This window comes from Streptomyces sp. NPDC051576 (genome assembly GCF_040681835.1).
GTDB lineage: Bacteria > Actinomycetota > Actinomycetes > Streptomycetales > Streptomycetaceae > Streptomyces.
Genome location: NZ_JBFAZO010000001.1, coordinates 815,938 through 835,741 on the forward strand (window position 1 = coordinate 815,938; position 19,804 = coordinate 835,741).

Genomic DNA, 19,804 nt, shown 5'->3' on the forward strand with positions numbered 1-19,804 from the left:
CGGTACCCGGTGCTCCCGCCCCTCCCCGGGGCGACGCACCGGGTACCGGGCGGCCCGCCGACGTCAGAGAGCTGCCCCTGTCATGCTGCGCTTCCTCGTCCGCCGGTTCCTCGGCGCCGTCGTCATCCTCTTCCTGCTGAGCATCGTCACCTTCGTGCTGTTCTTCGGCATGCCACGTGACCCGGGTCTGCTGATGTGCGGCAAGACGTGCAATCCGACCAGCCTCGCGAACATCCACCATGTGCTCGGCCTCGACAAACCGATCACCACGCAGTACGGGATCTTCCTCAAGAACCTCGTCATGGGCAGCAACGGCTTTGCCCAAGGCCCGTGCCCCGCCCCGTGCTTCGGGTACTCGTACCACACCAACGACCAGGTCTGGGCCACGCTCGTCGACCGTCTGCCCACCACCGTCTCGCTCACCCTCGGCGGCGCGTTCTTCTTCCTGCTGATCGGTCTCGGCACCGGACTGCTCGCCGCCTGGAAGCGCGGCACGTTCATCGACAAGACGGCCACGGCCGGGGCGATGGTGCTCAGTTCGATGCAGATCTACTTCCTGGGGCCACTGGCGCTGGCGCTGCTCGTCTACCAGACCCACATCTTCAGCAAACCGGCGTACAACGACTTCACCGCGAACCCGATCACCTGGTTCTCGGGGCTGATCATCCCCTGGGTGGTGCTGTCCACGATCTTCGCCGCGCAGTACACCCGTATGGCGCGCTCGGCGATGATCGAACAGCTCCAGGAGGAACACGTCCGTACGGCCAGGGCCAAGGGCATGTCCCGCAGATACGTCTTCTTCCGCTACGCCTGGCGTGGTTCGCTGATCCCCATCGTCACCATCTTCGGCATCGACCTGGGCTCACTGCTCGGCGGCGCCATCATCACCGAGTACACCTTCAGCCTGCCGGGCCTCGGCAACCTCGCCGTCCAGGCCGTGTTCTTCAGCGATCTGCCGCTGCTGCTGGGCGTGATGATCTTCTCCGCCACCATGATCCTCCTCTTCAACATCATCGTCGACGCCTGCTACGCCTTCATCGACCCGCGCGTGCGGCTGGCCTAGGAGCACTCGTGACCACATTGACCAAGGAAGCCGGTGCTCCCTCGCCGGCCGACGCGGGTGCCTTTCTCTCGGTGCGGGACCTGCACGTCAGCTTCAAGACCGAGGACGGCATCGTGCGCGCCGTCGACGGTCTCTCCTTCGACGTCGAACGCGGCAAGACCCTCGGCATCGTGGGGGAGTCGGGCTCCGGCAAGTCCGTGACCAACCTGACGATCCTCGGCCTGCACAACCCGATGTTCACCACCGTCGAGGGCGAAATCCTCCTGGACGGCCAGGAGTTGACCACGGCCCGCGAGTCGGACCTGGAGAAGATCCGCGGCAACAAGGCCGCCATGATCTTCCAGGACCCGCTCACCGCGCTCTCGCCGTACTACACGGTGGGCCGCCAGATCGCCGAGCCGTACATGAAACACATCGGCGCCTCCAAACGGGTCGCCTGGGAACGCGCCGTGGAGATGCTCGGCAAGGTCGGCATCCCCAACCCGAAGGAACGGGCGAAGGACTACCCGCACCAGTTCTCCGGCGGTATGCGCCAGCGCGCGATGATCGCCATGGCGCTGGTCTGCGACCCGGACCTGCTGATCGCCGACGAGCCGACGACCGCCCTCGACGTCACCGTCCAGGCCCAGATCCTCGACCTCCTGAAGGACCTCCAGCAGGAGTTCGGCACCGGGATCGTCTTCATCACGCACGACCTCGGCGTGATCGCCGACATGGCCGACGACATCATGGTGATGTACGCGGGCAGCGCGGTGGAACGCGGCACGACCAACGAGGTCCTGCGCTCACCCCAACACCCTTACACCTGGGGCCTGTTGAACTCGATGCCGCGCCTGGACTCGGACCTCGGCGCACCGCTGGCCCCCATCCCGGGCGCCCCGCCCTCCCTCCTGAGCCCGCCCTCGGGCTGCCGCTTCCACCCCCGCTGCACCTACCAGGACCGGGTCGGCGGCGCCCGCTGTGTGACCGAACGCCCGCTGCTCGCCCCCGACCGCGCCTCGGCATGCCACCTCACGGCGGACCAGAAGCGGACCATCTTCATCGAAGAGATCAAGCCCCGACTGGGCTAGGAGGAGACGTCATGACAGAGGACCTCGTCCTGCCCGCCCCGCGCGACGCGGTACCGGAATCTTCCGGGGACCCGCTCCTGGTCGTGGAGGGCCTGACCAAGCATTTCCCGGTGAAGGGCGGCTTCCCGATCCGCCGTACGGTCGGCGCCGTCCAGGCCGTCGACGGCATCGACCTCACCGTGCACGTGGGGGAGAGCTTCGGCCTGGTCGGTGAGTCGGGCTGCGGCAAGTCGACGACGGGCCGGCTGATCACCCGGCTCCTGGAGCCGACGGCGGGCAAGATCTCGTACCGCGGCCAGGACATCTCGCACGCCTCGCGCAAGCAACTCGCGCCGATCCGCTCCGAGATCCAGATGATCTTCCAGGACCCGTACTCCTCCCTGAACCCCCGCCAGACGGTCGGAAAGATCATCTCGGGCCCGATGGAGATCAACGGCATCCAGCCGGAGGGCGGCCGCGAGGCCCGCGTGCGCGAGCTGCTGGAGATCGTCGGCCTCAACCCCGAGCACTACAACCGCTTCCCGCACGAGTTCTCCGGCGGCCAGCGCCAACGCATCGGCGTGGCAAGGGCGTTGGCCCTGGAGCCGAAGCTGATCGTGGCGGACGAGCCGGTCTCGGCCCTGGACGTGTCGATCCAGGCGCAGGTCGTCAACCTGCTCCAGGAGGTCCAGAAGGAACTGGGCATCGCCTTCCTGTTCATCGCCCACGACCTCGCAGTCGTACGGCACTTCTCGCACCGGGTCGCGGTGATGTACCTCGGAAAGATCATCGAGGTCGGTGACCGGGACTCCATCTACAACCGCCCCCGGCACCCGTACACCCACGCGCTGCTGTCGGCCGTCCCCGAGGTGAACCTCGGCGACGACGAGAGCACCGGCCGCGAACGCATCCGCCTCGCGGGCGACGTCCCTTCCCCCATCTCTCCCCCCTCCGGCTGCCGCTTCCGCACCCGCTGCTGGAAGGCCCAGGACAAGTGCGCCACCGAGGAACCCCCGCTGATCCAGATCTCCGGCAACCACACCGGCCACTTGACGGCCTGCCACTTCCCGGAGGAACCGACGACCGAGGCGAGGGCCGAGGACATCGTGCTGGATCCGGCGTTGGCGGCATTGGAGGAGGAATAGGGGCTGGTCGACTCGGCGGTGCCGAGAAGTGACCGTCGGACCGCTCGCTTCTTGCCAGTGTCGGGTTGGAGCGGCCCTGAAGAAACGGGGGCCCAGGTGTGCGCACCCTCGCCGGCGCTGCGTTGTGGGCCGGCGCGGAGGGCGCGTCCGCGCCTAGCCGACACCGGTTCGGCTCAGCGGCAACGATCAAGGCGGCGCGCCAACTGGTGGGTTCGTCCCAGAAGCGGGTCATTTCTCACCAGCCGGGTGGCTGCTGACTGGCCGCTTTGGGACCCAGCTTCCAGAAACCGCTTGCCTCCGTGCCGCGCCCACCCACCGTTGGCCGCCGAGCCGAGCCGGCACACAGGCAGGACGCGGGCGCACCCACCACACCGCCCCGCAACGCGGCACAGGCGAGGGAGGGCATGCCTGGCCCCCCACCCCCGCCCGACACTGGCAAAGAAACGAGTGGCCCAACAGCACCGCAGAAGCGCCCTAACCGCAACGCCCCACAACCTCGGCCACAGTGATGATCTCGGGACAGGCAAGGGTCAACGCCCCCCCGCCCCCAGTCGCCGTACCGCTCGACGACAACGAACCCGGCCTCCCGGAGAAACCCGTCCAGGGCATCGACGCCGAGGAACCGCAGCGTGGTCCGGGCGACCTGCGGCAGCTCCCAGTGCGGGCCGGCGAAGGTCTCCGTGAACGTGACCCGCTCCCCGCCCGCCGCCACGGACTCGACCTCGTGCCATACCCGAACGACCCCGCCGTTTCCGTCGGAGACCTCCCGCGCACGGTCCGGCGTCCACTTCTCCCAGGCCCGGGCGTCCGGATTCCGCGTCTCGAAGACGAACCGTCCGCCAGGAGCCAGCGCGGCGCGTACGGAAGCCAGCGCGAGGCGCAACTCCTCGTCGCCGAGCAGCACTTGGAAGGCGTGACCGGTCATCACGGCGAGCTCGAACTCGCCGCGCCACTCCCGCGACCGCAGATCCCCGAGCACCCACTCGACCCCGGGCTCATGAGCCCGCGCCCGCACCAGCATCGCGGCGGCCGGATCGAGCCCCATGAGCCGCCCCCGATGCCCCTCCCGCCGGGCCCGCCCGAGCAGCCGCCCCGTACCGCACCCGATGTCGAGCACGGCAACGGCGGACATCACCAGGGAGAGACAGAAGTCGTCGCCGGGCCCCCAGGGATTGAGGGTGTCGTACAACGCGGCGAGCGAAGGGTCCGTGAACGAACGATCGACCACCGCGGCAGTTTGTCACACGGGGAGGGGGCCGGACATGGCGAAGGCCCGCGCCTGGGTGGGCGCGGGCCTTCGTCCCCTGGAAGCGGACAGTCATGGGCTCGGGTCAATGGGCCGGTGAAGGTCCGTTCCTGAAGGGGGCGGCTGACTAAAGGGGTGTGTCAGGCCGCCGCCTCGGGGTCCTTGGCGAGACGGGGTGCCGGAACGGTGTCCGCCGTCTCGGGGTAGTGGCATGCGGTCAGGTGGCCGGGCTTGTTGCCCTCGACCTGGACCAGCGGCGGAGCCTCCGTCGCGCACTTGTCCGTCGCCTTCCAGCAACGGGTGCGGAAGCGGCAGCCGGTGGGCGGGTTGATCGGCGACGGCACGTCACCGACCAGCCGGATGCGCTCGCGCGCCGGCGTCTCGTCCACCGTGGCCTCGGGTACGGCCGAGAGCAGGGCCCGCGTATAGGGGTGGCGCGGGTTTCCGTACAGGTCGTCGCGGTCGGCGATCTCCACGATCTTGCCGAGGTACATTACCGCGACTCGCTGTGAGAAGTGCCGGACGATCGCCAGGTCGTGGGCGATGAACACGAAGGCGATGCCGAGTTCCCGCTGCACCTTCTGGAGCAGGTTGACGACCTGGGCCTGGATCGACACGTCCAGGGCCGAGACCGGCTCGTCCGCCACGATCAGCTTCGGTTCCAGGGCCAACGCCCTTGCCACGCCGATGCGTTGGCGCTGGCCGCCGGAGAACTCGTGCGGGAAGCGGTTGTAGTGCTCGGGGTTGAGGCCGACGATCTCCAGCAGCTCGCGCACGCGGGCCTCGCGGCCGCCGGCCGGGTTGATGCCGTTGATCTCCATCGGGCCGGACACGATCTTGCCGACCGTCTGCCGCGGGTTCAGCGAGGCGTACGGGTCCTGGAAGATCATCTGGATCTCGGAGCGAATCGGCGCGAGTTGCTTGCGGTCGGCGTGGGTGATGTCCTGGCCGCGGTAGGTGACCTTGCCGCCGGTCGGCTCCAGGAGCCGGGTGATCAGCCGGCCCGTCGTCGACTTGCCGCAGCCCGACTCGCCGACCAGGCCCAGGCTCTCGCCCTCGGAGACCTGGAAGTCCAGCCCGTCGACGGCCTGCACGGCGCCGACCGTACGGCGGATCGGAAAGCCGCCCTTGATCGGGAAGTGTTTGGTCAGCCCGCTGACGTCCAGGAGGGGGTTCGTGTCGCTCATGATGGGAAGTCCCGTTTCTAGTACGTCAGTTGTGCTGGGCTACGGCGGCGAGATCGGCGAAGAGTTCCTGGCGCTGCTCGGTGGTGAGATGGCAGGCGGAACCCCGGCCGTCGACCACCTCCAGCACGGGCCGTTCGCTGGAGCACAGCCCGCCCTCGACCTTCTCGGCGAAGGCGCACCGCGGGTGGAAGCGGCAGCCGGTCGGCGGATTGAGCAGCGAGGGCGGCGAGCCCGGGATCGGCATCAACGGCACGTCGACCGATCCTTCGAGGCTCGGCATGGAGCTGAGCAGACCGAGCGTGTAGGGGTGCTGCGGGTCCCTCAGCACCTCCTTCTTGGTGCCGCGCTCCACACACCGGCCGCCGTACATCACCAGGACGTCGTCGGCGATGTCGGCGATCACGCCGAGGTCGTGCGTGATGAACACGATCGCCGTGCCGAACTCCTGCTGGAGGTCCTTCAGCAGGTCCATGATCTGGGCCTGGACCGTCACGTCGAGGGCGGTCGTCGGCTCGTCGGCGATCAGCAGCTCCGGGTCGCAGACCAGCGCCATGGCGATCATCGCGCGCTGGCGCATACCGCCGGAGAACAGGTGCGGGTAGTCGTCCACCCGGACCTCCGGCTGCGGGATCCCGACCCGCTTCAGCATCTCGATCGCGCGCTCCCGGGCTTCCTTCTTGGAGGCACCGGTGTGCTTGCGGTACGTCTCGGCGATCTGCTTGCCGACCGTGTGGTACGGCGACAGCGAGGCCAGCGCGTCCTGGAAGATCATGGCCATCTTGTTGCCGCGCAGCCGCTCCAGCTCCCGCTCGGAGGCGGTGAGCAACTCCTTGCCGTCGAGCAGGATCTCGCCCTCGATCGCCGTACGGTCGCGGTCGTGGAGGCCCAGGATCGTCAGGTTGGTGACGGACTTGCCGGAGCCCGACTCACCGACGATGCCGAGCGTCTTGCCGCGTTCGACGTCGAAGGAGAGCCCGTCGACGGCCTTGACGATGCCGTCCTCGGTGGAGAAGTGGACCTTGAGATCCCTCACGGAGAGGAAGGGCTGCTGATCGGTGCTCGTCACGGAGACGCTCCTGGGGGGTGATGCGGGGGGTAGGGGTTACGGGCGGAGGGTCAGGCGAGCCGGATCCGCGGGTCGATGAAGGCGTAGGCGGCGTCGACGATGATGTTGAAGAACACGATCGCGGCCGCGCCGAGCACGGTGACGCCGAGCAGCATCGGCAGGTCGCTCTGGATGACGGAGATCACCGCGAGGCGGCCGATGCCCTGGAGGCTGAAGACCTGCTCGGTGATGATCGCGCCGCCGATCAGCGTGCCCAGGTCGATGCCGAACACCGTGACGATCGGGCCCATCGCGCCGCGCCAGGCGAAGCGCAGGAACACGTTGGCCCGTGAGAGGCCCTTGGCGCGGGCCGTACGGACGTAGTCCTCGCTGAGCTGCTCGACGAGCTGGGAGCGGGCCATGCGGGTGTAGTTGGCGGTGAAGATGATCGACAGCACGAGCCACGGCAGCAGCAGACCCGAGAACCACTTGGCGGGGTTGTCGGTCAGTGCCGTGTACGAGGGCTGGTCGAGGATGCCGGCCTTGAAGACCAGGAAGTACAGCGCGATGTAGCCGACGAAGTAGATCTGCAGCGAGGAGCCGAGCAGCGAGACCGAGGTCGCGAACTTGTCCAGGAACTTGCCCTGCTTGAGCGCCGCGATCATGCCGGTGCCGACACCGAAGATCAGGAAGATGACGGCCGAGCCGAAGGCGAGCGAGAGGGTCAGCGGCAGCCGGTCCATGATCGTGCCGAAGACGGGCTCGTTGTTGGCGAAGGAGTAGCCCAGGCACGGAGCGTTGCAGTGCCCGAAGCCGCTGTAGTCACGTCCGACGAAGATGCCCTTGAGCCAGTCCCAGTACTGGACCGGTATCGGATGGTCGATGCCCAGGTTGTGCCGGATCTGCGCCAGCGAGGCCGGCGTGCAGTTCTTGCCGCAGGACATCATGGCCGGGTCACGCGGGACGGCGTAGAAGAGCCAGAACGTGATGGCGCTGATGATCAGCAGAATGACCAGCGCGCCGATCGTACGGCGGACAAGGAAGCGGAACATGGGGTCAGGACTTTCCGGACGGGGCGCCGTTGCCGGGGCGTGAGGGGTGTGGAGCCGGTGGGGGGCGGCCCGGGGTGGGGGCCGCCCCCTTGGGTGGCGGTGGCGCCTACTTCTTGACGTAGAGCCTGGTGAGCGCGATGCCCGTGTTTCCGGCGTCGTAGACGAAGCCGCCGACCTTCGTACCGTGCATCCAGTTGCGGATGGCGTGGTAGTCCGGGACACAGGCCGCGAGCTCCATGACCTGCTTGTCGATGGCGCCCCAGGCCTTGTTGGCCTCGTCCGCGTCGGTGATCAGGGAGGCGGCCGCGATGGCCTTGTCGACGCTCGCGTTCTTCAGCTGGGCGTAGTTGCTGCGGCCGTCGCCGATGTTGGCGCCGTCCCAGCAGGGGTAGAACACCGAGTAGCCGCCCGGCCAGTCCGGGCTCCAGCCGGCCGCGAACAGGTCGTACGTGTTGTCGATCTTGCCGATCTGGGTGTAGAAGGTCGACTTGTCGATCTGCTTGTTGACGACCGTGAAGCCGGCGGCCTCCAGCGCGTTCTTGATCGCGACGGCCTGCTTCACCGCGTTGTCGGACGTCTGGTAGGCGATGACCAGCTTCTGCCCGACCTTGCCGGCCTCCTTGAGGAGGGCCTTGGCCTTGACCGGGTCGCCGCCGGGCTTCTTGGTCTTGTTGTACAGGTCGAATTCCGTGTAACCGGGCGTCACCGGGCTGAAGATGGTGGTCGCTATCTCGCTGGTGGACGCGCCACCGCGGATGGTCTGCAACTGCTGGTTCGGCCAGGCGTAGTTGATGGCCTGGCGGACCTTGACGTCCGTGATCCGGGTGGTGTTGATCGGCCAGTAGTAGGTGACCGTGTCGACCGCGGTGAGCACCTGCTGCTTGAGCTTCGCGTTGGTGAGGACCGTGGCGATCCGCTCGGGGGCGACCTCGTTGAAGATCGACATTGTGTACTGGTCGTTGCCCTTGTCCGCGATGTAGCGGTCGGTCGAGGCCAGCAGTTCGAAGCCGAACTGGAAGAGGTACTTGTCCGGGTAGGCGTTGCGGATCGGGTCCGTCGCCGGGTCCCAGTGCTCGTTGCGGGTGTACGTCAGGGACTTGCCGACGTCGCGGGCGGAGATCTTGTACGGGCCGCAGGAGAACGGCTGCTTGTCGTACTTCTCCTTGGTGTCCTTCGACTTCTTCACGAAGGAGTACGCGCGCTCGGCGAGCGTGAAGTTGAAGTCACCGCGGGCCTCGTTGAGGCGGAAGGTGATGGTCTTGCCGTCGATCTCGATGGAGTCGAGGCTCTTGCCGTCGTAGGGACCCTTGTACTTGTCGCCGCCGACGAGGAACTGCTGGACGTAGCGCGGGCCCTCGGTGACGAAGGAGGCGAAGAGGCGCTCGAAGGTGTGGCGGACGTCGTCCATGGAGAGGTCGGAGCCGTCCTCCCACTTGATGCCGTCCTTGATGGTGAACGACCAGGTCTTGCCGCCGTCCTTGGCCGTGCCCGCGTCCGTGGCCACGTCGCCGACCAGGGTGGCGCCGCCCTTGGAGTCGAGCTTGTAACCGGTCAGGCCGCGCATGATCGGCGTGGTGATCAGGATCTCGGTGGAGACGTAGATCTGCGCCGGGTCGAGGTGGTCCATGTCGAACTGGTCGAGCCCGTAGATCGTCCCGCCCTTGACCGCGCCGGCGACCTCGGGGGCGGGGCCCGTCGAGTCGGCCTTCGTGCCGACCTCGATCTTGCTCTGCTTGGCCTTGCTGACCGAGGGGACCTTGCTGTTCGAGGTCGAGTTGCCGCCGCCACAGGCGGTCAGCACCGAGCTCGACGCGGCCACCACGCCGGTGGCGATCATGAAGTTTCTACGGGAGAAAGACACAGTAGCCCTGCCTTAGGGGTGGGACGGACCAGCCGGACGACGTTGACCGGACCGGAGATGAGAGATGGGTCAGCGCTTGGACTTCGGGTCGAGCGCGTCGCGCGCCGAGTCGCCGAGCAGGTTGAACGCCAGGACGAAGATCACCATGGCCAGGCCCGGGAAGAGCATGAAGGTGAAGTCCTGGGTGTAGAACTGGGCGCCCCGCTGGATCATGACGCCCCAGTCGGGGGTCGGGTCGATCATGCCGACACCGAGGAAGGCGAAGCCCGCCTCCGCGGTCACATAGGCCGGGAGCATGAGGGTGGACTGGATGAGGATCGGGGTCCACAGGTTGGGCAGCAGTTCCTTGAACACGATGCGCGCCGGTGACGCCCCGGTCACCTTGGCGGCCTCGATGAACTCCCGCTCGCGCAGGCCGAGTACCTGGCCGCGCAGCAGACGGGCGATCGACGCCCAGCCGAAGAGGGACATCATGATGATGAGCGCGGTGGCCCGCAGCCAGGTCGGGATGTTGTCGTCGGCGGCGACGAAGAGCCCGAACACCACCGGCATGAAGGCGATGATGAACAGCGTCGAGGGGATCGACAGCACGATGTCGATGATCCGGCCGACGAGGTAGTCCGTCTTGCCGCCCAGGTAGCCCGCGGTCACACCCACGACGACACCGACGACGGTCGTGATCAGGGTGGCCGCCAGGGCGATGCCCAGCGAGGTCCGGATGCCGTAGATCAGGAAGGTGAAGACGTCGCGTCCGAGCTGCGGCTCGATGCCGAACCAGAACTGCGAGCTCATGCCGCCGTTCGCGCCCGCCGGGTACGAGAAGGCGTCGAGCAGGCTCGGGTCCTGGCTCGCGTACGTCGTGTACGGATCCTTCCCGTACAGCTTGGATATCAGCGGTGCGGCCAGCGCGATCGCGAAGAAGAAGATCACGATGATCGCCGATATGACGCCCGTGCGGTCCCGTTTGAAACGGCGCCACGCGAGCTGCCCCGGAGACCTGCTCTCGCCGGCCTTCGAGTCGGGAGAAGTGATCGACTTCTCGACGCTCTCGTCGGTCACCTCGAGCGGGGCCGCGGATGGAGTTGGGGGGGTCATGGTGCTCCTGGCCCAAGGGAGGGTCTGATGAGACTCCGCAGGGCACTCCCCTACGGGCTACGCCGGACTTTTTCAACGCAATTCATGCAAGGTCAATAAAATCTGGGTCGGCTTGGGTTTCTCTTTACCTTCTTTGCTTTCCTTTGACCAATCCGTAGCTACGCGGGTAGCGTGCCGTGATCGATCCGTGTTTTAGATCGGGCCAACTACGCGAAACGGGCAATGAGTTCGTTATGCGGACGCCTCTGTATCGGAATGCGTACATCGGGGCGTCACAATCCAACGGTTCCGCATCGCTTGTCGGTGATCCATTGTGCGCTACACCGAAGATCGTCTGAACAGACGTCGGATGTCCCCCGAACGGATGGGTCCGCAGGCGGTATTTGCCTTTTGCGCCGATATTGACCGGTAATGGATCGGCTTTCCTGAGGAGGCACTCGATGCGTGGAGCCACGCACGCCAGATGGGCCGCTTGCGCGGCGGCGGTAGCCCTCGCGGCGACCGCCTGCGGGGGCGGCGGGAGCAGCGGCAGCGGCGGCGGTGGTGACGGCAGCGCGGTGCTCAGCGCCTCCTGGGGCGACCCCCAGAACCCGCTGGAGCCGGCCAACACCAACGAGGTGCAGGGCGGCAAGGTCCTCGACATGGTCTTCCGCGGTCTGAAGCGCTACGACCCGAAGACCGGCAAGGCCCAGGACATGCTCGCCGACAAGATCGAGAGCACGGATTCGCAGAACTTCACGGTCACGGTGAAGAGCGGCTGGAAGTTCAGCAACGGCGAGGCCGTGACCGCGAAGTCGTTCGTCGACGCCTGGAACTACGGCGCCAGCCTCAAGAACAACCAGAAGAACGCGTACTTCTTCGGGTACATCGAGGGCTACGACAAGGTCCACCCCGACAGCGGCTCCCAGTCCGCCGACACCCTCAGCGGGCTCAAGGTGACGGGCACCGACACCTTCACCATCAAGCTCACCCAGAAGTTCTCGACCTTCCCCGACACCCTCGGCTACGCGGCCTACTCCCCGCTGCCGACGACGTTCTTCTCCGACCACGCCGCCTGGCTGAAGAAGCCGGTCGGCAACGGGCCCTACACGATCGAGTCGTACACCAAGGGCTCGCAGATGCAGCTCAAGAAGTGGGACGGCTACACCGGTGCGGACAAGGCACAGAACGGTGGCGTGACCCTCAAGGTCTACACCGACAACAACACCGCCTACACCGACCTGATGGCCGGCAACCTCGACCTGGTCGACGACGTCCCGGCCGCGCAGCTCAAGAACGTCAAGAGCGACCTCGGCGGGCGGTACATCAACACGCCCGCCGGCATCATCCAGACCCTCGCGTTCCCGTACTACGACAAGAACTGGAACAAGAGCGGCTCGGAGAAGGTCCGCACGGGGCTGTCCATGGCCATCAACCGGGACCAGATCACCGACACGATCTTCCAGAAGACCCGCACCCCGGCCACCGACTGGACCTCCCCGGTGCTCGGCACCGCGGGCGGCTTCCAGGACGGGCTGTGCGGGGACGCGTGCAAGTACAACCCGACCGAGGCGAAGAAGCTGGTCCAGGAGGGCGGCGGGATCCCCGGCGGGCAGGTCAAGATCACGTACAACGCGGACACGGGCTCGCACAAGGAGTGGGTGGACGCCGTGTGCAACTCCATCAACAACGCGCTCGGCAACGACAAGGCGTGCGTCGGCAACCCGGTCGGCACCTTCGCCGACTTCCGCAACCAGATCGGCCAGCACAAGATGACCGGGCCGTTCAGGGCCGGCTGGCAGATGGACTACCCGCTCATCCAGAACTTCCTCCAGCCGCTCTACTACACCAACGCCTCCTCCAACGACGGCCAGTGGTCCAACAAGGACTTCGACAAGCTCGTGAACCAGGCCAACGCGGAGACCGACACCGCCAAGGCGATCAAGCTCTTCCAGCAGGCCGAGGGCGTCGTGCGGGACAACATGGCCGCCATCCCGCTCTGGTACCAGAACGGCAGCGCGGGCTACTCCGACCGGCTCTCCAACGTGGCGCTCAACCCGTTCAGCGTCCCGGTGTACAACGAGATCAAGGTCGGCTGACCCGCGATGGGGCGGTACGTCGTCCGGCGGCTGCTGCAGATGATCCCGGTCTTCATCGGCGCCACACTGCTGATCTTCCTGATGGTGAACGTGATGGGCGACCCCATCGCGGGCCTCTGCGGCGACCGGCAGTGCGACCCGGCGACGGCCGCCCAGCTCGAGCGTGAGTTCGGCCTCGACAAGCCCGTGTGGCAGCAGTACCTGACCTACATGGGGAACGTCTTCACCGGTGACTTCGGTACGGCGTTCAACGGGCAGAAGGTCACCGAGCTGATGGCGACCGCGTTCCCCGTCACCATCCGGCTCACCCTCGTGGCGATCGTCATCGAGGTCGTCGTCGGCATCACGCTGGGCGTCATCACCGGCCTCCGGCGCGGCCGCCCGATCGACACCTCCGTGCTCCTGCTCACCCTCGTCGTCATCTCCGTCCCCACCTTCGTCACCGGTCTGCTGCTGCAACTGCTGCTCGGTGTCGAGTGGGGCTGGATCAAACCGTCCGTCTCCACGGACGCGACCTTCAGCGAACTGATCGTCCCCGGTCTGGTCCTCGCCTCGGTCTCCCTCGCGTACGTGACCCGGCTGACGCGCACCTCCATCGCGGAGAACAAGCGCTCCGACTACGTCCGTACGGCCGTCGCGAAGGGCCTGCCGAGACGCCGGGTGATCGTCCGGCACCTGCTGCGCAACTCGCTCATCCCCGTGGTCACCTTCATCGGCACCGACATCGGCGCCCTGATGGGCGGCGCGATCGTCACCGAGCGGATCTTCAACATCCACGGCGTCGGCTTCCAGCTCTACCAGGGGATCGTCCGCCAGAACACGCAGACCGTCGTCGGCTTCGTGACGATCCTCGTCCTCGTCTTCCTGGTCGCCAACCTCCTCGTCGACCTCCTGTACGCCGTACTCGACCCGAGGATCCGCTATGCCTGAGCAGCCGTTCGAGCAGGATCGCGCCATCGCCGGGACCGGTATGGGCGGGGCGATGGACCTCGCCACGAGCGAGGCGGAGACCCTGGAGCGGACCCCGGGCGGCCCCGAGGGCGCCGGCCCGGCGGAGCGGCCCCGCTCCCTCTGGTCCGACGCGTGGCGCGACCTGCGCCGCAACCCCGTCTTCATCATCTCCGCGCTCGTCATCCTCTTCCTGGTCGTCATCTCCCTCTGGCCCTCGCTGATCGCCTCGGGCAACCCCCTCAAGTGCGACCTCGCGAAGGCCCAGGAGGGCTCCCAGCCCGGCCACCCCTTCGGCTACGACGGCCAGGGCTGCGACGTCTACACGCGCACGGTCTACGGCACCCGTACATCCGTCACGGTGGGCGTCCTCGCCACGCTGGGCGTCGCGCTCTTCGGGTCGGTCCTGGGCGGCCTGGCCGGCTTCTTCGGCGGGGTCTGGGACTCGATCCTGTCCCGCCTGACGGACATCTTCTTCGCGATCCCGGTGGTCCTCGGCGGACTGGTCCTTCTCTCGGTGGTGACCAGCAACACGGTCTGGCCGGTCATCGGCTTCATGGTGCTGCTCGGCTGGCCGCAGATCTCCCGCATCGCGCGCGGCTCGGTCATCACCGCCAAACAGAACGACTACGTCCAGGCCGCCCGAGCCCTCGGCGCCTCCAACTCCCGCCTCCTGCTACGGCACATCACCCCGAACGCGGTCGCCCCGGTGATCGTCGTAGCGACCATCGCGCTCGGCACCTACATCTCCCTGGAGGCGACCCTGTCGTACCTCGGCGTGGGCCTGAAGCCCCCCACGGTCAGCTGGGGCATCGACATCTCCGCGGCCTCCGCCTACATCCGCAACGCCCCCCACATGCTCCTCTGGCCGGCCGGAGCCCTGGCGATCACCGTCCTCGCGTTCATCATGCTGGGCGACGCGGTGCGGGATGCCCTTGATCCGAAGTTGAGGTGAGGGGTGTGTTTTTGAGCGGGTGTGAGGTGAGCGGTCGATGGTTGGGCCTGGTTCCCGCAGGCGGTCGGGCGGGAGGCGCGGGTGTGCCGTCGTCATCGGTCCCGTCCGCCCGGTGGCCCGGCCCCGCTGCGGTCCCCGTGTCCGCGTTCTCCCTGCTCGGCGGCGCGGCTCGCGACGCCCTCGGTCCGAAGGCGAGTTGAGGTGGCGTGAGGGTGGTGGAAGTGAGTGGGCTGCGGCTGGGCCGGGTCCCTGTGGGGTTGCGGAGCATGGCCGGAACTTGGGCGCGGGCCGCTGGTGGGGCGGCTGACGGGGGAGTGCCTTCTGCCCCGGCTGCGCGTTGTGCCTCGGCCGTGCCCGCGGTCCCCGTCCCTGCGTTCCTGGTGCCCGGCGACGCTGTGCGTGACGCCCTCGATCCGAAGGTGAGGTGACGGCGTGCTGACGCTGCAAGCGCATGGTCTGCGGCGGGGGTTGCCGAGCGGGCCGAGGTCTTCGGTTCGGGCCGTCGGTGAGCCGGGTGCGTTGTTCGCCCCGGCTGCGCGGTGTGGTGCCGTGGCCGCGTCCGTGCCGCCCGGCCGGTTCGTGTTCGTCATGTTCGGCGGCGCGGTGTGCGGCGTCTCTGATCCGAAGGTGAGGTGATCGGCGTCATGTTGCTCGAAGTGCGGGATCTGCACGTGGAGTTCAGGACCAGGGACGGGGTCGCCAAGGCCGTCAACGGGGTCAACTACAGCGTGGACGAGGGGGAGACCCTCGCCGTGCTGGGGGAGTCGGGGTCCGGGAAGTCCGTGACCGCGCAGGCCGTCATGGGGATTCTCGATGTGCCGCCGGGGAAGATCACCGGTGGGGAGATCCTGTTCCGGGGGCAGGATCTGCTCAAGTTCAAGGAGGACGAGCGGCGCAAGGTCCGCGGCGCCGAGATGGCGATGATCTTCCAGGACGCGCTGTCCTCGCTCAACCCCGTGCTCTCCGTGGGCGACCAGCTCGGTGAGATGTTCGTCGTGCACCGGGGGATGTCCCGCAAGGACGCCCGCGCCAAGGCAGTCGAGCTGATGGAGCGGGTGCGGATCCCGGCCGCGAAGGAACGCGTCCGCGACTATCCCCACCAGTTCTCCGGCGGTATGCGCCAGCGCATCATGATCGCCATGGCGCTCGCCCTGGAGCCGGCGCTGATCATCGCCGACGAACCCACCACAGCCCTCGACGTCACCGTCCAGGCCCAAGTCATGGACCTGCTCGCCGAGTTGCAGCGCGAGCTGCACATGGGGCTCATCCTCATCACCCACGACCTCGGAGTCGTCGCCGACGTCGCCGACAAGATCGCCGTGATGTACGCCGGGCGGATCGTCGAGTCGGCCCCGGTCCATGACATCTACAAGGCCCCGGCACATCCGTACACGCGCGGCCTGTTGGACTCCATCCCGCGGCTCGACCAGAAGGGGCAGGAGCTCTACGCCATCAAGGGCCTCCCGCCCAACCTGATGCACATCCCGCCCGGCTGCGCCTTCAACCCCCGCTGCCCGATGGCCCAGGACGTGTGCCGGACGGACGAGCCACCCCTCTACGAGGTGGACGAACACCGGGGCAGCGCCTGCCACTTCTGGAGGGAGTGCCTCAATGGTTGAGCCGATCCTGGAAGTCAGTGGACTGGTCAAGCACTATCCCTTGACCCAGGGCATCCTCTTCAAGAAGCAGGTCGGTGCCGTCAAGGCCGTCGACGGTGTGGACTTCACGCTCAACAGGGGAGAGACCCTCGGCATCGTCGGCGAGTCCGGATGCGGCAAGTCGACCGTGGCCAAGATGCTGGTCAACCTTGAGCGGCCGACGGACGGTTCGATCAAGTTCAAGGGCGAGGACATCAGCCGTATGTCCGGGCGAGCCCTGAAGGCCGCGCGGCGCAACATCCAGATGGTGTTCCAGGACCCGTACACCTCGCTCAACCCCCGCATGACCGTCGGCGACATCATCGGGGAGCCGTACGAGATCCATCCCGAGGCGGCCCCGAAGGGCGACCGGCGCAAGCGGGTTCAGGATCTGCTGGACGTGGTCGGGCTCAACCCCGAGTACATCAACCGGTATCCGCACCAGTTCTCCGGCGGCCAGCGCCAACGCATCGGCATCGCACGGGGGTTGGCCCTGCGCCCCGAGGTCATCGTCGCGGACGAACCCGTCTCCGCGCTCGATGTCTCCGTGCAGGCCCAGGTGATCAACCTCCTCGACCGGCTGCAGGACGAGTTCGACCTGTCGTACATCTTCATCGCGCACGACCTGTCGATCGTCCGGCACATCTCGGACCGGGTCGGGGTCATGTACCTCGGCCGGATCGTGGAGATCGGCAGGGACGCCGAGATCTACGACCACCCGACCCACCCCTACACCCAGGCGCTGCTGTCCGCCGTACCCGTGCCCGACCCGGACGCGCGCGAGCACCGGGAGCGGATCATCCTGGCGGGTGACGTGCCGTCCCCGACGAACATCCCGTCCGGGTGCCGCTTCCGTACCCGCTGCTGGAAGGCGCAGGAACGGTGTGCGCTGGAGGTGCCGCTGCTCGCGGTACCGGCCGAGTTCCGGCTCGCGAGCGGGCCCGCCGCGCACGACTCGGCCTGCCACTTCGCGGAGGAGAAGACGGTCGTACCCACTGAAGCACCCCCGGAAGCATCCCCGGACGATCTTGACAATGGGGTGGAATAGCGCCACAAACAGGCATCAACCGCGTTAACACGCAGGCAACTCGGCCGACCCGATCTCGATATACGGACGCGTCAACCTGAATGACGTACGGCCGTGCGGGTGCCGTAAACGGACCGGGGCGCGCCATGTCGCCCCGGTCCGTTGCCGTACCTAGAGCAGGCCCAACGCCCGCTTCAGGAAGTCGACTTGGAGCAGCAGCAGATTCTCCGCGACCTGTTCCTGCGGGGTCATGTGCGTCACCCCGGACAGCGGCAGCACCTCGTGCGGGCGGCCGGCGGCCAGCAGTGCGGAGGACAGCCGCAGGGCGTGCGCGACCACCACGTTGTCGTCGGCGAGGCCGTGCACGACCATCAGCGGGCGGTGCGGGTCGGCGGGCGAGGACAGCCCCTCGTCGGTGACGAGACTGCTCTTCGCGTACGACTCCGGGTCAGCGGCCGGGTCGCCCAGGTACCGCTCCGTGTAGTGGGTGTCGTAGAGCCGCCAGTCGGTGACCGGGGCGCCCGCGATGCCCGCGTGGAAGACGTCCGGGCGGCGCAGCACGGCGAGGCCGGCCAGCCAACCGCCGTAGGACCAGCCGCGGATGGCCACCCTGGAGAGGTCGAGCGGGTGGCTCTTCGCGAGGTCCTGGAGGGCGTCGATCTGGTCGTCCAGGGAGACCGTGAAGTCGCGGTGGACGGCCTTCTCCCAGGCCGGTGAGCGGCCGGGGGTGCCGCGGCCGTCGGCGACGAGCACCGCGAAACCCTGGTCGGCGAACCACTGCGAAGTGAGGTGCGCGTTGTGCGCGGCGACCACGCGCGGGCCGTGCGGACCGCCGTAGGGATCCATCAGAACGGGCAGCGGGTTCTGGCCGTCGTAGTCGCGTGGCATAAGCAGGGCGCACGGGACGCGGCGTGCGCCCCCCTCGGTGAAGGTGATGCGCGGGGACATACCGGGATCTTCGGCGTACGACGCGACGGTCACCGTCTTCCTGCCCTCACGCAGGACCTGTACCTGGGTGCCCGGCCGCCCGGGTGTCGCCGACAGCAGGACCGTCACGCCCCCCGCGCGTACCGCCGAGTGCACGCCGGGCTCCTGCGAGAGACGCTCCAGGCCGAGTTCGTTCACCCGGTAGACGTGCACCTCGCCGGTCTCCGGGGCGGGCGCGTCCTCGCCCGCCGAGGCCGAGACCAGCACGCTGTCGTCCGAGACGTCCAGGACGGCGCGCACATGCAACTGCGGCCCTGTGAGCAGGCGTTCACCCACCGCGAGAACCCGGGCGCCGCCCTCGTCGGCGATTCGCACAAGTCGTCCCGAAGGGCTCCAGCACGGCACACCAGGGAAAAGATCAAGCCAAACTGGATCTTCGTCGGCGTGCACCATCCGGGTCGCCCCGGAGTCGGGCTCCACGGCCAGGAACAACTGGCTGCGCTGGTCCCGGGCCTGCACCAGCAGCAGCGGCGCCCCCGCCTCTGACCAGTGCACTCGTGCCAGATACGGGTAACGCGCGCGGTCCCAGACGACCTCCGTGCGCACCCCGTCCAGACCGACCACGTACAGCCGCACCTCCGCGTTGGCGGTGCCCGCCGCCGGATACGCCACCCGCTGCGGCTCGCGCTCGGGGTGGGCCGGGTCGGCGATCCACCAGCGCCGCACCGGAGTGTCGTCCGCGCGCGCGACCAGCAGATGCTCCGAGTCCGGCGCCCACCAGAAGCCGCGGGTACGGCTCATCTCCTCGGCCGCGATGAACTCGGCCAGCCCGTAGGTGACTTGTTCCGACTCCGGCTCGGCGAGCGCCCGGTCGCCGTCGCCCTCGGCCCCCACGACCCGCAGGGCGCCGCCGGTGACGTAGGCGATGTGCCGTCCGTCGGGGGCGGGGCGGGGGTCGATCACCGGTCCGGGGACGGGGAGTTCACGCGCCGTGCCGGCCTCCAGGTCGGCGGTGAAAAGCCGCCCTGACAACGCGAAGGAGGCCAACTCGACGGCGCTGTCGGTGGCGTAGCCGACGATCCCGGCACCGCCCTCACGGGTGCGTTCGCGGCGCGCCCGCTCCTCGGGCGAGAGGTGCTCCGAGGCGCCGCCCAGGAGGGCGCGCGGGTCGGCCGCCACGCGCTCCTCGCCGCCCGCCGGATCGAGGATCCACAGCGCGTTCGCCCGGTCCGTGCCGGAGGCGGAGCGCAGGAACACGACCCGGGAACCGTCGGGCGCCACGGTGAACGCGCGCGGCGCGCCGAGCGTGAACCGCTGGGTACGGGCGTGCCGTCGGGGGAAGGAGTCAGCCTCGGTCGTCATCCCCCGACCATATTGGCCATGCGCCCCCTTGTGCGGCTGTGCGCCGAGCGATGCGCGAGCGCGGATAGTTATGATCACTAGCGCTGGGTGGGTATCAACCTGCTGGCTGCTGTATGGATTTGCTCTA

At 67.9% G+C, this 19,804-nt stretch carries 15 protein-coding genes; 8 read left to right on the forward strand and 7 right to left on the reverse strand.

What is annotated here, in order from left to right:
- Nucleotides 1–82 precede the first annotated feature (82 nt).
- The 3 genes from AB0M63_RS03900 to AB0M63_RS03910 are packed head-to-tail and all read left to right on the forward strand — an operon-like array spanning nucleotide 83 to nucleotide 3,257.
- A complete protein-coding gene (locus tag AB0M63_RS03900) occupies nucleotides 83–1,063 on the forward strand; it encodes an ABC transporter permease (protein ID WP_355925274.1) in 981 nt (326 codons plus the stop codon).
- Nucleotides 1,064–1,071: 8 nt separating this feature from the next.
- Nucleotides 1,072–2,133, forward strand: a complete 1,062-nt coding sequence (locus AB0M63_RS03905; RefSeq protein ID WP_366018273.1) for an ABC transporter ATP-binding protein — start codon at nucleotides 1,072–1,074, stop codon at nucleotides 2,131–2,133.
- 11 nt (nucleotides 2,134–2,144) lie between these two features.
- Nucleotides 2,145–3,257, forward strand: coding sequence for a dipeptide ABC transporter ATP-binding protein (locus AB0M63_RS03910; RefSeq protein WP_366018274.1), 1,113 nt, complete (start codon nucleotides 2,145–2,147; stop codon nucleotides 3,255–3,257).
- A gap of 235 nt (nucleotides 3,258–3,492) precedes the next feature.
- Here the strand turns inward: AB0M63_RS03910 and AB0M63_RS03915 are convergent, their stop codons facing one another.
- The 6 genes from AB0M63_RS03915 to AB0M63_RS03940 form a co-directional block, all read right to left on the reverse strand.
- Nucleotides 3,493–4,485 (reverse strand): class I SAM-dependent methyltransferase, encoded by a 993-nt coding sequence (locus AB0M63_RS03915; RefSeq protein ID WP_366018275.1) that lies wholly within the window; start codon nucleotides 4,483–4,485, stop codon nucleotides 3,493–3,495.
- A 158-nt stretch (nucleotides 4,486–4,643) separates the two neighbouring features.
- Nucleotides 4,644–5,690 carry a dipeptide ABC transporter ATP-binding protein gene (locus AB0M63_RS03920; protein WP_366018277.1) on the reverse strand — a complete coding sequence of 349 codons (1,047 nt, stop codon included), beginning with the start codon at nucleotides 5,688–5,690 and terminating at the stop codon, nucleotides 4,644–4,646.
- A gap of 25 nt (nucleotides 5,691–5,715) precedes the next feature.
- Entirely contained in the window at nucleotides 5,716–6,756 is a 1,041-nt protein-coding gene (locus AB0M63_RS03925) for an ABC transporter ATP-binding protein (RefSeq protein WP_355922237.1), read from the reverse strand.
- 50 nt (nucleotides 6,757–6,806) lie between these two features.
- A complete protein-coding gene (locus tag AB0M63_RS03930) occupies nucleotides 6,807–7,787 on the reverse strand; it encodes an ABC transporter permease (RefSeq protein WP_355922234.1) in 981 nt (326 codons plus the stop codon).
- Nucleotides 7,788–7,893: 106 nt separating this feature from the next.
- Nucleotides 7,894–9,624, reverse strand: a complete 1,731-nt coding sequence (locus AB0M63_RS03935) for an ABC transporter substrate-binding protein (protein WP_355922231.1) — start codon at nucleotides 9,622–9,624, stop codon at nucleotides 7,894–7,896.
- 93 nt (nucleotides 9,625–9,717) lie between these two features.
- Nucleotides 9,718–10,743 carry an ABC transporter permease gene (locus tag AB0M63_RS03940; RefSeq protein WP_355922228.1) on the reverse strand — a complete coding sequence of 342 codons (1,026 nt, stop codon included), beginning with the start codon at nucleotides 10,741–10,743 and terminating at the stop codon, nucleotides 9,718–9,720.
- Between the two features lie 440 nt (nucleotides 10,744–11,183).
- Between AB0M63_RS03940 and AB0M63_RS03945 the strand changes: the two genes are divergently transcribed.
- From AB0M63_RS03945 to AB0M63_RS03965, 5 genes are all read left to right on the forward strand, one after another.
- On the forward strand, nucleotides 11,184–12,821 hold the full coding sequence (locus AB0M63_RS03945) for an ABC transporter substrate-binding protein (RefSeq protein ID WP_355922225.1): 1,638 nt from the start codon (nucleotides 11,184–11,186) through the stop codon (nucleotides 12,819–12,821).
- A 6-nt stretch (nucleotides 12,822–12,827) separates the two neighbouring features.
- On the forward strand, nucleotides 12,828–13,751 hold the full coding sequence (locus AB0M63_RS03950) for an ABC transporter permease (protein WP_355922222.1): 924 nt from the start codon (nucleotides 12,828–12,830) through the stop codon (nucleotides 13,749–13,751).
- Nucleotides 13,744–14,724, forward strand: coding sequence for an ABC transporter permease (locus tag AB0M63_RS03955; protein WP_355922219.1), 981 nt, complete (start codon nucleotides 13,744–13,746; stop codon nucleotides 14,722–14,724). Before AB0M63_RS03950 ends, AB0M63_RS03955 begins: the two co-directional genes overlap by 8 nt.
- 644 nt (nucleotides 14,725–15,368) lie before the next feature.
- Entirely contained in the window at nucleotides 15,369–16,343 is a 975-nt protein-coding gene (locus AB0M63_RS03960; RefSeq protein ID WP_366018278.1) for an ABC transporter ATP-binding protein, read from the forward strand.
- Complete coding sequence (locus tag AB0M63_RS03965; protein WP_366018279.1) at nucleotides 16,336–17,409, forward strand: dipeptide ABC transporter ATP-binding protein; 1,074 nt, start codon at nucleotides 16,336–16,338, stop codon at nucleotides 17,407–17,409. The genes AB0M63_RS03960 and AB0M63_RS03965 overlap by 8 nt, the downstream gene beginning before the upstream one ends.
- 150 nt (nucleotides 17,410–17,559) lie before the next feature.
- Here the strand turns inward: AB0M63_RS03965 and AB0M63_RS03970 are convergent, their stop codons facing one another.
- Nucleotides 17,560–19,677, reverse strand: a complete 2,118-nt coding sequence (locus AB0M63_RS03970; RefSeq protein WP_366018280.1) for a prolyl oligopeptidase family serine peptidase — start codon at nucleotides 19,675–19,677, stop codon at nucleotides 17,560–17,562.
- Between the last annotated feature and the right edge of the window lie 127 nt (nucleotides 19,678–19,804).

What these genes read in the sequence shown, in the direction of transcription:
- AB0M63_RS03910 (WP_366018274.1), top strand. Translation starts at nt 2,145, where the DNA reads ATGACAGAGGACCTCGTCCTGCCCGCCCCGCGCGACGCGGTACCGGAA.
- AB0M63_RS03940 (WP_355922228.1), bottom strand. Translation starts at nt 10,743, where the DNA reads ATGACCCCCCCAACTCCATCCGCGGCCCCGCTCGAGGTGACCGACGAG.
- AB0M63_RS03920 (WP_366018277.1), bottom strand. Translation starts at nt 5,690, where the DNA reads ATGAGCGACACGAACCCCCTCCTGGACGTCAGCGGGCTGACCAAACAC.
- AB0M63_RS03965 (WP_366018279.1), top strand. Translation starts at nt 16,336, where the DNA reads ATGGTTGAGCCGATCCTGGAAGTCAGTGGACTGGTCAAGCACTATCCC.
- AB0M63_RS03935 (WP_355922231.1), bottom strand. Translation starts at nt 9,624, where the DNA reads ATGATCGCCACCGGCGTGGTGGCCGCGTCGAGCTCGGTGCTGACCGCC.
- AB0M63_RS03930 (WP_355922234.1), bottom strand. Translation starts at nt 7,787, where the DNA reads ATGTTCCGCTTCCTTGTCCGCCGTACGATCGGCGCGCTGGTCATTCTG.
- AB0M63_RS03960 (WP_366018278.1), top strand. Translation starts at nt 15,369, where the DNA reads ATGTTGCTCGAAGTGCGGGATCTGCACGTGGAGTTCAGGACCAGGGAC.
- AB0M63_RS03970 (WP_366018280.1), bottom strand. Translation starts at nt 19,677, where the DNA reads ATGACGACCGAGGCTGACTCCTTCCCCCGACGGCACGCCCGTACCCAG.
- AB0M63_RS03945 (WP_355922225.1), top strand. Translation starts at nt 11,184, where the DNA reads ATGCGTGGAGCCACGCACGCCAGATGGGCCGCTTGCGCGGCGGCGGTA.
- AB0M63_RS03955 (WP_355922219.1), top strand. Translation starts at nt 13,744, where the DNA reads ATGCCTGAGCAGCCGTTCGAGCAGGATCGCGCCATCGCCGGGACCGGT.
- AB0M63_RS03950 (WP_355922222.1), top strand. Translation starts at nt 12,828, where the DNA reads ATGGGGCGGTACGTCGTCCGGCGGCTGCTGCAGATGATCCCGGTCTTC.
- AB0M63_RS03900 (WP_355925274.1), top strand. Translation starts at nt 83, where the DNA reads ATGCTGCGCTTCCTCGTCCGCCGGTTCCTCGGCGCCGTCGTCATCCTC.